Below are 12,635 nucleotides of genomic sequence, written 5' to 3'. Positions count from 1 at the left end.
TGATTATGAACAAGTTTTTATAATTTGAGCTTACTATAAGCAAATGACGCAGCTAATATAAATAACCTCAAGTAATATAAGGGCGAATAATTACGCCTTCTTCACCTTTTACTTCTTCCATTACTACATAAGTTCGGCTTTCACTTACGTTTGGCAATTTCAATAGTATGTCGCCTAATACGCCACGGTATTCTGACATATCATTTACGCGCGTTTTAAGTAAAAAATCAAAATTACCCGATACCAAATGACATTCGATAATTTCTTCGTGCTTTTTAACGGCCGCACTAAACTCATCAAATACGTCGGGAGATGTTTTAGTAATTGTTACTTCTACATACACCGATAAACCTTGCCCAAGTTTAGCGGGATCGACCACGGCTTTATAGCCAAGTATGTAGCCTTCTCGTTCTAGCTTTTTCACTCGCTCCAGACAGGGCGTGGCGCTTAGGCCAACTCGTCTGGCCAGTTCTACGTTCGACAAGCGCCCATCGTGCTGTAATTCCATTAAAATTTTACGGTCAATTCTATCTAATAACTGATGCATAGTGCCAACTAGTTTTTTATGCTGTTTATTTTTGTTATATAGATGATAACACTAGATTTGACTTTAAAAAAGGTGAGACACACGGGCTTATGATGAATATAATAGTGGAAAATGTTAATCCGTTCTTAATAAGGCAAAAGTTATGATTATTGGTGTTCCTAAAGAAATTAAAAACCATGAATACCGTGTAGGTATGGTTCCTGCAAGTGTTCGTGAATTAGTAAACCACGGTCACCAAGTGATTGTAGAAACTGATGCAGGCATGGGCATTGGTTTTACTAACGAAGATTACACACAAGCAGGTGCTGAAATTTTAGCAACTGCTGCTGATGTTTTCGCTAAAGCAGACATGATTGTAAAAGTAAAAGAGCCACAAGCTGTTGAACGTGCAATGCTACGTGAAGACCAAATTCTTTTCACTTACTTACACCTTGCACCTGATCTTCCACAAACTGAAGACCTTGTAAAAAGCAAAGCTATTTGTATTGCATACGAAACTGTAACTGACTCTCGCGGTGGTTTACCGCTTCTTGCTCCTATGAGCGAAGTTGCTGGTCGTATGTCTATTCAAGCTGGTGCACAAGCGCTAGAAAAATCTAACCACGGTCGTGGCATGCTACTAGGTGGCGTACCAGGCGTTGAAGCGGCTAAAGTTGTTGTAATTGGCGGCGGCATGGTTGGTCGTAGCGCAGCTCAAATGGCTGTTGGCCTTGGCGCTGAAGTTGTTGTTCTTGATCGCAACATCGACGTATTACGTGCACTAGACGCGCAATTTGGTAATAAAGTTAAGGCTATTTACTCAACTGCTGATGCACTAGAAAAACACGTACTAGAAGCTGATTTAGTAATCGGTGGTGTACTAATCCCTGGTGCAGCTGCGCCTAAACTAGTAACAGCTGAGCACATTAAAGCAATGAAACCTGGTTCTGCAATTGTTGACGTTGCAATCGACCAAGGTGGCTGTATTGCTACTTCTAAAGCAACGACACATGCTGATCCTACTTTCATCGTTGATGAAGTTGTTCACTACTGTGTTGCGAACATGCCAGGTGCTGTTCCACGCACATCTACGTTTGCACTTAACAATGCAACATTGCCTTTCATCATTAGCCTTGCAAACAAAGGTTATAAAAAGGCGCTACTAGATGACGCTCACTTCTTAAAAGGCTTAAACGTAATTAAAGGCCAAGTAACTTATAAAGAAGTAGCTGAAGCGTTCAACATGGAATATGTTGACCCACGCACAGCGGTAGAAAACGCGTAACCACTATTGTTACCGCTTATACTTAAATAATTATTTAGGTATAAGCATTAAAAAAGCAGCTAATTAGCTGCTTTTTTTATGTCTGATTTATAGTAAATTTATATGAAACGCTTAATTATAAAATCTACTTTTACGCGCTTAGCTTGGCCCAGTAGTTTTTTAACTGGCTGCGGATAATCATCCATGGTTTCTAAATCATCTGGGCCTGTTAAACGGCGGCAGTGTTGTAAAATTTCCTGCTTTTCGTTATCAATAGCATCCATAATTGTTTGCTCTGGATCTTCTATTAAAATACCGTTTTCGATATCAAGACCCCATGCACGCGGATTTAAGTTATGCCCACTCAGTAAATGTTTTGTTCTATCTGAGCAAATACCTTTTAAATGAAACGAATTACTTTCATCTTTCCACAGATACACATTTAAATTACCGTTATCGATGTGGCGTTTTTGCGTTTTTACAAACTTATGCAAAATAGTTTCGTATAAATAAGGCAACGCCCCTATTTTACTAAACGGCTCGCTTGGCGGTAAATAAAAGTCATTGGCTGTTTTATCGCCTACCACAATCGTAACTTGCTTGCCTTGCTTTAATAATCGGCGCAGTGATCGCATCAGTGGCGCCGGAAAATTAAAGTATGGCGTATACAACACAAGTTCTTGCTCTGTGGTATCAAATAACGCTTTTATTAAACGATTTAATTCGTTATTACGACGACCAAGCCCTAAAAACAAACGAATACCTAATGCTTGCGTATTTAGTTGCTCTGCTGCGTTGTAACTTGCGACTTTTAAATCACGCATTAATTGCTTTTGATCAAGTTTAAAATCGTGTAAACGCTTAAGTGGTCGTGTGTCTATGCGTGGCACAGCAACGGAGCTAATTAGTTTTGTCTCAATAAAATCAACCACTGAGTCACACAGCTCGCTCTGCGTTATTAAAAAGTAGCGATCGAGTCTGTAACGCTCGTTATACTGCAAATACACGTTGTTTAAGCTTGCGCCGCTGTAAAGTAAGGTATCGTCAATGACAAAACCCTTTAAATGTAATACGCCAAATAATTCTTTAGCTTTTACAGGTACACCATAAACTTGTACGTTCGATTTAAACTTTTCTAAATCGTCACAGTATAAACTTGCGTTACCATCAGATTTCTCTGCACCAATTAAACCACGTTGCGCACGATGAAAATCCACAAGCACTTTTACATCAAGCGCAGGGTTCTCTAATGATACTCGATGCAGGGCTTCTAAAATCTCGCGGCCTGCTTCGTCATCCTGTAAATAAAGCGCTGTGATATAAATTCGTTTTTTTGCATTAGCTATCAAACGTAGCAATTGCGTTCGGTAATCTTGCGCATTGGTTAAGACGTTAACGTCTTTTGAAGTCAACCCGAATGCGGGTTTTTCCTGCCAAAATAACATAGTTGCCTATTCGCTTAGGTCACATAATCTATCAGTGACAAATAAAATTAGGTAAAACATAACAAAAAAAATCAAAGGGGTCATGAATTAACGCTGTTTTGTTGCCTGTTAGTCTATTTATTGAGCTACTTGGGTGTTTTAACTGTAAAAGTACTGAGCTCTAGTACACAATACTGCACAGCTTTTCGATTTGATAAAAAAAATAATCGCGGATTTTGTTTACATCTGCCTTGTTTTTCTTAGAATCGAGCGCATTAAAGACCGTATTAAACGTTTAGGAAAAAATAATGACTGAAGCAAAACATTGTAAGCTACTAATTTTAGGCTCTGGCCCAGCTGGTTATACTGCCGCAGTATATGCAGCACGTGCAAATTTAAACCCTGTTTTAATTACAGGTATTCAACAAGGTGGTCAATTAACAACCACGACTGAAGTTGAAAACTGGCCTGGTGATGCACACGGCTTAACGGGCCCTGCATTAATGGATCGTATGAAAGAGCACGCTGAGCGCTTTGAAACTGAAATCATATTCGATCACATCAATAAAGTAGATGTATCTAAGCGCCCTTTCACACTAACTGGCGACCAAGGTACTTACACATGTGATGCGTTAATCATTGCAACAGGTGCTTCTGCTAAATACTTAGGCTTAGAGTCTGAAACTAATTTCCAAGGCCGTGGCGTTTCAGCCTGTGCTACATGTGATGGCTTTTTCTATAAAGGTCAGAAAGTAGCGGTTGTTGGTGGTGGTAATACAGCGGTTGAAGAAGCGCTTTACTTATCTAACATTGCTGACGAAGTGCATGTTATTCACCGTCGTGATAGTTTCCGCAGTGAAAAAATACTTGCAGACCGTCTTGCTGAAAAAGCAGCTAACGGTAACGTTGTTTTACATTACAACCGTACGCTTGACGAAGTATTAGGCGACCAAATGGGCGTAACTGGCATTCGTATTAAAGATGCACACTCTGATGCAACAGAAGAGCTAGATTTAGCCGGTGTATTTATTGCTATCGGTCATAAGCCAAATACAGATATGTTTGAAGGCCAACTAGAAATGAAAGATGGCTACTTAGTTGTAGAGTCTGGTCTTCACGGTAACGCGACTCAAACAAGCGTAGAAGGCGTTTTTGCTGCAGGTGATGTGTCAGACCACATTTACCGTCAAGCAATCACATCTGCGGGTACAGGCTGTATGGCTGCCCTTGATGCTGAACGTTTCTTAGATAATTTATAAGCAATTAAATAAATTATAATAGGGCTGATTATTCAGCCCTTTTTTTATGTCTAAAATATAGTTACACTTTTACGATAAATTATAAAATAAGTACTGTATGAGAAATCAGCTATACCAATTAAGTGAAACCGATATAGCATTCCCCAATCCGGAATACGCATTAGAATCTCCTGATGGCTTGTTAGCAATTGGCGGAGATTTAAGTTTGCCTCGCCTAAGTAATGCCTACAAAAGCGGAATATTTCCTTGGTTTAGCGAAGATGAACCTATTATGTGGTGGTCGCCAAGCGAGCGAGGCATTTTTGAACTGGATGATTTTCATATAAGTAAGAGCCTGCGTAAGCATTTAAAAAAACACCCTGTAAAAGTAACCATTAATAATGCCTTTGAGGAAGTAATAGAAGCTTGTCGCGATCAACGCCTTGATACCGATGGTACCTGGATCACCTCTGACATGCTCAACGCTTACGTTAATGCACACAATGCGGGCATTGCACACAGTTTAGAGGTGTGGAGTAACGGAGAGCTTGCAGGTGGCCTATACGGTATTATGCAAAATGGTGTTTTTTGTGGCGAGTCGATGTTTCATCATCAAACCAATTGCTCCAAACTTGCTATGTGGGCACTGGTAAATTGGCTTAAACGTCATAATGCGCATTTTATTGATTGCCAGTTAGAAAACCCTTATTTAATGACTTTAGGTGCACAAGTAATCCCCCGCTCAACATTTTTGACTAAACTAAAAGCTGCACATAACTATATTATTAATCCTATTATGTGGGAGCCACAAGAACTTGACGCAATCTATGAATGAGCAACTTCCTTCACGTGTTGGTTTAACCCAAGAGTTTGACTGTAGTTATTTACCCAACAGACAAGAGCAACTTTTAGTTATTCTAGATCCTAGTTGCTACAGCACAGACAAATTTGAGTCATTATTAGGCTTAGGGTTTCGTCGCAGTGGTAACCAAATATACCGTCCACACTGCCCAATATGCAGTGCCTGTAATTCTGTACGTGTATTAGCACAAGACTTTATCCCTTCAAAATCGCAAAAACGTAAACTAAACAAAGCAAAAAATCAGTTTGAAGTGAAATACTCGACGCAAGAACGCCCTGAGTATTATCCGCTGTATAGTAAATACATAACGATGCGCCATCAGGATGGAAGTATGTATCCTCCTGAAAAAGAACAATTTCAAAGCTTTTTACTTTGCAGTTGGCTCAAAATCACATTTATTGAGCTATGGCACCAAGATACTTTAGTTGCAGTTGCCGTAACTGATTGTATGAACAGCTCTATTTCTGCAATTTATACTTTTTTTGACCCCGACTTTGAACACTATAGTTTAGGCTCTGTGATGATATTAGAGCAGCTTAAATTTGCAAAAGAGCAAAATAAGCAATACGTGTACTTAGGCTATCAAATTGATGAATGCGATAAAATGAAGTACAAAACTCAGTTTTTACCAGCTCAAAAACAGCTTAATGACGAGTGGGTGGCTATTTAATTTGCAAATATAGCCCCTGCGCCTTTACTTATTGGTGTATTTTGGGCAAAATCTGCAGCGTTTAACTATTAAAGAGGTGTTACGCTAAACATGGCGAAAGAAGACGTAATCGAAATGCAAGGGACAGTCCTTGATACTTTACCAAATACAATGTTCCGAGTTGAGCTAGAAAATGGTCACGTAGTTGTGGCTCATATTTCAGGCAAAATGCGCAAAAACTATATCCGTATTTTAACCGGCGATAAAGTAACGGTAGAAATGACTCCTTACGATTTATCAAAGGGTCGTATCGTATTCCGTGCTCGCTAAGTAAGTGCGTAAACGAGATTTAGTTTTTGGCTAGTATTTTACTAGCTTTAAGCGTTTATTAAATGTAATTGATAGACATTGACTAGCAATTACATTTAATAAACAAAAAACCCAGTTTTTACTGGGTTTTTTGTTGCCTATAAAAATGGCAAAAAAATGGCCCGCTATTATTTAGCGGGCCATTTTTATTTAACTTAATTATGTAATTAACGTTTACGCTGGCGTTAAATTGCTCTCGTAATCAAAGCGAATTTTCTTGTCTTTAACCGATACTTTAACCGTACCGCCATCAACAAGTTCACCAAACAGTATTTCATTAGCTAATTGCTTTTTAAGCTCTTCTTGAATAACACGTGCCATTGGTCGTGCACCCATAGCCTTGTCATAACCTTTATCTGCGAGCCATTCACGCGCTTTAGGTGTAAGCTCAAGATTAACTGATTTTTTATCAAGCTGAGCTTGCAGCTCCACAATAAATTTATCAACCACCAGTAAAATAACTTCACGTTCGAGGTGATTAAACCAAATGATGTTATCTAAACGGTTTCTAAATTCTGGCGAGAATACTTTATTAATTTCGCCCATTGCATCATGCGTGTGATCTTGCTCTGTAAAACCAATCGACTTACGTGTGGTTTCTTGCACACCAGCGTTAGTTGTCATTACCACAACTACATTTCTAAAATCGGCTTTACGACCGTTATTATCAGTTAACGTACCGTGATCCATTACTTGTAGTAAAATGTTGTAAATGTCTGGATGCGCTTTTTCAATCTCATCTAGTAGTACAACTGCATGTGGGTTTTTAATCACAGCTTCTGTTAATAACCCGCCTTGCTCAAAACCAACATATCCTGGTGGAGCACCAATTAGTCGGCTGATTGCGTGGCGCTCTACATACTCAGACATATCAAAACGAATAAACTCAACACCCATACATTTAGCAAGTTGCTTAGTTACTTCTGTTTTACCAACACCTGTTGGGCCTGCAAACAAGAACGAACCCACTGGTTTTTCTTCGCTTGATAAACCTGAGCGAGATAAGCGAATAGCCGATGTTAGCGCATCAATAGATTGATCTTGTCCAAACACAAGCATCTTAAGATTACGGTCTAGATTTTTAAGCGTCTCTTTATCTGTTGAAGACACATTTTGTGGTGGAATACGTGCCATCTTCGATATTATTAGCTCTATATCAGCCACACCAATGGTTTTTTTACGTTTAGAACTAGGCTGTAAACGTTGGTTAGCACCCGCTTCATCAATTACATCAATTGCTTTATCTGGCAAGTGGCGCTCATTAATGTATTTAGCACTAAGTTCAGCAGCTGCTTTTAATGCTTTTTGAGTGTAGCGAATACCATGGTGCTCTTCATAACGCTCTTTTAACCCATTTAAAATTTTAGTGGTATCGGCAACACTTGGTTCAAGTACATCAATTTTTTGAAAACGGCGTACTAATGCACGGTCTTTCTCAAAAATATTTTTATACTCATTGTAAGTGGTTGAGCCCATACAACGTAACTTACCACTTGAAAGAAGTGGTTTAAGTAAGTTTGATGCGTCCATAACACCACCAGACGCTGCGCCAGCACCTATTATGGTATGTATTTCATCAATAAATAAAATAGACCCAGGTTGTGCTTGTAGCTCTTTTAATAAACTTTTGAAGCGCTTTTCAAAATCGCCACGGTATTTAGTACCGGCAAGCAATGCCCCCATATCTAGAGAGTACACAACGGCATCAGCAATTACTTCTGGTACTTGCTCATTCACAATACGGTACGCTAAACCTTCAGCAATGGCTGTTTTACCAACGCCCGCTTCACCAACAAGTAATGGGTTATTCTTTTTACGACGACACAATACTTGTACCGTGCGCTCTACCTCGCTGTCGCGCCCAATCAGTGGGTCAATATTACCTTCACGAGCCTGAGCGTTTAAGTTAGTTGTAAAGCTGTCTAGCTTACTTGCTTCTTCGTTTTGAACTTCTTGCACTTCTTCATGTATATCATCGCTGTCGTCGCCTAGTTCATCATCAGCTTTAGAAATGCCGTGCGAAATAAAGTTAACAATATCTAAGCGCGATACATCATGCTTTTTAAGTAAATAAACGGCTTGGCTCTCTTGCTCAGAAAAAATAGCAACCAGGACATTGACACCCGTCACTTCGTTTTTTCCTGACGATTGCACATGAAACACAGCACGTTGTAATACACGCTGAAAACCAAGCGTTGGCTGAGTTTCACGTTCTTCTTCTAAATCTGGGATGACGGGTGTTGTTTCGTCAATAAATTCTAATAATTCGGTTTTTAAGCCTGAAAGATTAACACCACACGCGTTTAATGCTTCTCCTGCAGAAGGATTATCTAATAGCGCAAGTAAAAGGTGCTCTACGGTCATAAACTCATGACGGCGAGTGCGCGCTTCACGAAACGCGGCATTTAAAGTGAGTTCTAAGTCTTTGTTTAGCATTGGCAACCCCTTACTGAGATAATAATTTATACCACAACAATCGGATGTTTGATCACCCTAATTGGTATTTATACCAATTGTATTAAATTGGTATTATTCCTGCTCACAACTACAAAGCAGTGGATGCTCGTTATCCCGTGAGTAACGGTTAACTTGTTCAACTTTGGTGTGGGCAACATCGGCGCTGTAAACACCGCAAATACCCTTACCTTTTTCATGAACCTGAAGCATCACATCGGTTGCTCTATCGCTATCCATATTAAAAAACGTCGTTAAAACTTCAATTACGAAGTCCATCGGCGTGTAGTCGTCGTTATTTAAAACAACTTTATATTTTCGCGGCGGCTGTAGCTTTTGCTTTTCACTGTCGCGAACTGTGTCGATAACACCTGAATCTTTCATACCACTCATAATTAAATATAGTCTTGTCTTTGTAACTCAAGCAAACTTGAATAAAAAATAAATAAAATGTTAAAAAATAACTCAAAACACTTGACTGGTTGGCTAAATAAACTACAGTCAAACATAGATTGATTAAACCTTAGTCAGTCTAGCAAATTATACGGTTTAGAATAACTAAATTAGTCAACTTATTGAAGGATGTAGAAGTATGGCTTGTGGTAAAGTTAAATGGTTCAACAACGCCAAAGGTTTTGGTTTCATCGTAGAAGACGGCTGCGAGAATGATATCTTCGCTCATTACTCAACAATTGTAATGGACGGCTATAAAACGCTTAAAGCTGGTCAAGATGTAACATTCGAATTAGAACAAGGGCCTAAAGGCCTACACGCTAAAAATATTGCCCCAGATGGTGACATTATTGAGTGACGATTGTTTTGTTCGACTAAAGCGAGCGACCTTTTAAGATCCTCGCTTAATTCCTTAAGCATACTAACTTATCTCTTCTTCCCTTATTTATTGCCTCTTTTCATTCAAATTCAACCCTTTTCCTTGAATTTATTTTATATACCCCAATGTTCTAAGAGTTGATTGTTTAACTGCTTATTGGGCATGCTCAAACTCTAGGGTCTGTTGATTTTTCAAGGTTGAATTTGCAGCAGTCTGTTTGGTATTTAGGCAAGGCAGAGCCTATGCAGTGTGGTTATTCCCCATTAATGGGCGATAACGTAGCATTAATGCCAAACAGGCGCTGCCCAGAGGGTTCTTCCTAGGGACTATTTACTCTTTGTTGCTCGGTTTTTACTTAGCCCACTAGGTTACAAATCTCGCGCCGCGATTAAATAGCCCCTAGTTTGAACAAATTTCAATCCGCAAAGATCAACAGACCCTAGCCCTTTTTATTTAAGCTTGTTACACTCTTGGTGCTAAAAATTGCGCATAACACCTTATCGCCTCTTTTATATGTACTAGGCTAAAGGCTGATTTATTTTTGTTAATTTTTTAGCTATAAATACGATTTCAGTTCGTCAGGTGTGACTATTCTGCTTTTATAAAAGAGCAACGCTGAGTACCAACACCTAACAAACTATTCATTACGAGCGTACGTGTTCATTAACTTGTTTAATACTATGTACTCACTCATAAGTAATGATTTTCTTTGCATTGTTGAATAAGACCTTATCGGTCGACTATCTAGGAATGATGATGACATCAAAAATTATCTATACAAAAACGGACGAAGCTCCGGCACTAGCAACTTATTCGTTGCTACCGATCATCCAAGCATATACAAATGCGGCCGGTGTTGAAGTTGAAACTCGCGACATTTCATTAGCAGGTCGTGTAATTGCTAGCTTCCCTGATTATTTAACACAAGAACAACGCATTGGTGATGCACTTGCTGAACTTGGCGAGCTTGCTAAAACACCAGAAGCAAACATCATCAAATTACCAAACATCAGTGCATCTGTACCACAGCTTCGCGCTGTAATTAAAGAGCTTCAAGCAAAAGGCTACGCTCTTCCAGAATACCCTGTTGAACCTAAAAATGATGAAGAAAAAGCAATTCAAGCGGTTTACGACAAAATTAAAGGCAGTGCAGTAAACCCTGTACTACGTGAAGGTAACTCAGATCGTCGCGCGCCAGGCTCTGTAAAAGAATATGCACGTAATAACCCACATTCAATGGGTGCGTGGAGCAAAGATTCTCAGTCTTACGTTGCAAGTATGAACGAAGGCGATTTCTTCGGTTCAGAAAAATCAGTAACTGTTGATACAGCCACTGATGTGCGTATCGAACATGTTGCAACTAACGGTGACGTTACTGTTCTAAAACAAAGCACACCTCTTTTAGCTGGCGAAGTTATTGATGCATCAAGCATTAGCGCTTCTAAGCTTCAAGCTTTCTTAGCTGCAGAAATTGATGCTGCTAAAGAAAAAGGTGTTTTGTTCTCGCTTCACATGAAAGCGACAATGATGAAAGTATCTGATCCAATCATCTTCGGTCACGCTGTAAAAGTATTCTACAAAGATGTATTTGCTAAACACGGTGAGCTTTTTGAAGAGCTAGGTGTTGATGTAAATAATGGTTTAGGTGACGTATATTCTAAAATTCAAACATTAGACGTTGCTAAGCGCGAAGAAATTGAAGCAGACATTCAAGCTGTTTACGCTAACCGCCCTGCTATTGCTATGGTTGATTCTGACCGTGGTATTACAAACTTACACGTGCCAAGTGACGTGATCATCGATGCATCTATGCCTGCTGCAATCCGTTCAAGCGGTCAAATGTGGAATAACGATGGTAAATTACAAGACACTAGCTTTGTAATTCCTGATCGTTGTTACTCAAGTGTTTACCAAGCAACTATCGATTTTTGTAAAGAAAATGGCGCGTTTGATCCAACAACAATGGGTAGCGTTCCAAACGTTGGCCTTATGGCTCAAAAAGCTGAAGAATACGGTTCACACGACAAAACATTTGAAGCTAAAGCGGACGGTTCTATCCGTGTTGTTGATGCAAATGGTAATACATTACTTGAGCACAGTGTTGAGCAAGGCGATATCTGGCGTATGTGCCAGGTTAAAGATGCACCAATTCAAGATTGGGTTAAGCTTGCAGTAAACCGTGCACGCGCAACAGGTGTTCCAGCTATTTTCTGGTTAGACAAAAACCGTGCACATGATGCGCAGCTAATCAAAAAAGTAAATAAATACCTACCAGATCACGATACAGCTGGCCTAGATATTCAAATTTTAGCACCGCTTGAAGCAACATTGTTCTCATTAGCGCGTATTAAAGAAGGTAAAGACACTATCTCTGTAACAGGTAACGTTTTACGTGATTACCTTACAGATTTATTCCCAATTTTAGAGTTGGGTACAAGTGCTAAAATGCTTTCAATTGTTCCGCTTATGAATGGTGGTGGCTTATTTGAAACTGGCGCGGGTGGTTCTGCACCTAAGCATGTTCAACAATTCGAAAAAGAAAACCACTTACGTTGGGATTCTTTAGGTGAATTTTTAGCACTTGCTGCATCACTTGAACACTTAAGCGTAACTGCTGGTAACAACAAGGCACAAGTACTTGCTGATACCCTAGATAAAGCAACAGGTACGTTCCTTGCTGAAAACAAATCGCCGTCACGTAAAGTGAAAGAAATTGATAACCGTGGTTCTCATTTCTTCCTATCTTTATTCTGGGCACAAGAACTTGCTAAGCAAAATGATGACAGTGAACTTAAAGCACAGTTTACTCAAATCGCTAGCGACCTTGAGTCTAATAAAGAGCAAATCGTAAGTGAGCTTAACGATGCGCAAGGTCCTGCAGTTGATTTAGGCGGTTACTTCCAGCCTAACGATGATGCAGCCTTTAAAGCGATGCGTCCAAGCACTACATTTAACGATATTCTTGCTAAATTAGTATAAATATTAGTTTAAATTTAAAAGCCGCTTACTTGTAAAAG

The 12,635-nt window shown here is 39.4% G+C and carries 11 protein-coding genes; 7 read left to right on the top strand and 4 right to left on the bottom strand.

Features of this window, described 5'->3' with window-relative positions; genetic code table 11:
• Positions 1–67: 67 nt before the first annotated feature.
• Positions 68–547, bottom strand: a complete 480-nt coding sequence (gene lrp, locus EU510_RS03095; protein WP_007582985.1) for a leucine-responsive transcriptional regulator Lrp — start codon at positions 545–547, stop codon at positions 68–70.
• A gap of 142 nt (positions 548–689) precedes the next feature.
• Between lrp and ald the strand changes: the two genes are divergently transcribed.
• A complete protein-coding gene (gene ald / locus EU510_RS03090) occupies positions 690–1,811 on the top strand; it encodes an alanine dehydrogenase (RefSeq protein ID WP_149592208.1) in 1,122 nt (373 codons plus the stop codon).
• A 98-nt stretch (positions 1,812–1,909) separates the two neighbouring features.
• Here the strand turns inward: ald and pssA are convergent, their stop codons facing one another.
• On the bottom strand, positions 1,910–3,235 hold the full coding sequence (gene pssA, locus EU510_RS03085; protein ID WP_002962483.1) for a CDP-diacylglycerol--serine O-phosphatidyltransferase: 1,326 nt from the start codon (positions 3,233–3,235) through the stop codon (positions 1,910–1,912).
• 287 nt (positions 3,236–3,522) lie between these two features.
• On the opposite strand from pssA, the gene trxB reads away from it, so the two are divergent.
• The 4 genes from trxB to infA all read left to right on the top strand — a co-directional run bounded on the left by trxB (position 3,523) and on the right by infA (position 6,293).
• Positions 3,523–4,473, top strand: a complete 951-nt coding sequence (gene trxB, locus EU510_RS03080) for a thioredoxin-disulfide reductase (protein WP_149592207.1) — start codon at positions 3,523–3,525, stop codon at positions 4,471–4,473.
• A 97-nt stretch (positions 4,474–4,570) separates the two neighbouring features.
• Positions 4,571–5,287, top strand: a complete 717-nt coding sequence (gene aat / locus EU510_RS03075) for a leucyl/phenylalanyl-tRNA--protein transferase (RefSeq protein ID WP_024595507.1) — start codon at positions 4,571–4,573, stop codon at positions 5,285–5,287.
• On the top strand, positions 5,280–5,984 hold the full coding sequence (locus tag EU510_RS03070) for an arginyltransferase (protein WP_149592206.1): 705 nt from the start codon (positions 5,280–5,282) through the stop codon (positions 5,982–5,984). Before aat ends, EU510_RS03070 begins: the two co-directional genes overlap by 8 nt.
• 90 nt (positions 5,985–6,074) lie before the next feature.
• Positions 6,075–6,293, top strand: a complete 219-nt coding sequence (gene infA, locus EU510_RS03065) for a translation initiation factor IF-1 (protein WP_002962494.1) — start codon at positions 6,075–6,077, stop codon at positions 6,291–6,293.
• Between the two features lie 213 nt (positions 6,294–6,506).
• On the opposite strand, the gene clpA is transcribed toward infA, so the two are convergent.
• Positions 6,507–8,768 (bottom strand): ATP-dependent Clp protease ATP-binding subunit ClpA, encoded by a 2,262-nt coding sequence (clpA, locus tag EU510_RS03060; RefSeq protein WP_024595509.1) that lies wholly within the window; start codon positions 8,766–8,768, stop codon positions 6,507–6,509.
• Between the two features lie 93 nt (positions 8,769–8,861).
• A complete protein-coding gene (clpS, locus tag EU510_RS03055) occupies positions 8,862–9,170 on the bottom strand; it encodes an ATP-dependent Clp protease adapter ClpS (RefSeq protein WP_002962498.1) in 309 nt (102 codons plus the stop codon).
• Positions 9,171–9,378: 208 nt separating this feature from the next.
• Here clpS and cspD point away from each other — a divergent pair, with 208 nt between their 5' ends.
• On the top strand, positions 9,379–9,597 hold the full coding sequence (gene cspD, locus EU510_RS03050) for a cold shock domain-containing protein CspD (RefSeq protein ID WP_002962500.1): 219 nt from the start codon (positions 9,379–9,381) through the stop codon (positions 9,595–9,597).
• Positions 9,598–10,374: 777 nt separating this feature from the next.
• Positions 10,375–12,597, top strand: coding sequence for an NADP-dependent isocitrate dehydrogenase (locus EU510_RS03045; protein ID WP_149592205.1), 2,223 nt, complete (start codon positions 10,375–10,377; stop codon positions 12,595–12,597).
• The last annotated feature ends 38 nt before the right edge of the window (positions 12,598–12,635 follow it).

The organism is Pseudoalteromonas sp. FUC4, assembly GCF_008370255.1.
GTDB lineage: Bacteria > Pseudomonadota > Gammaproteobacteria > Enterobacterales > Alteromonadaceae > Pseudoalteromonas.
The sequence above is the reverse complement of the archived record's forward strand: the minus strand, read 5'-3'. Positions and strand labels throughout refer to the sequence as shown.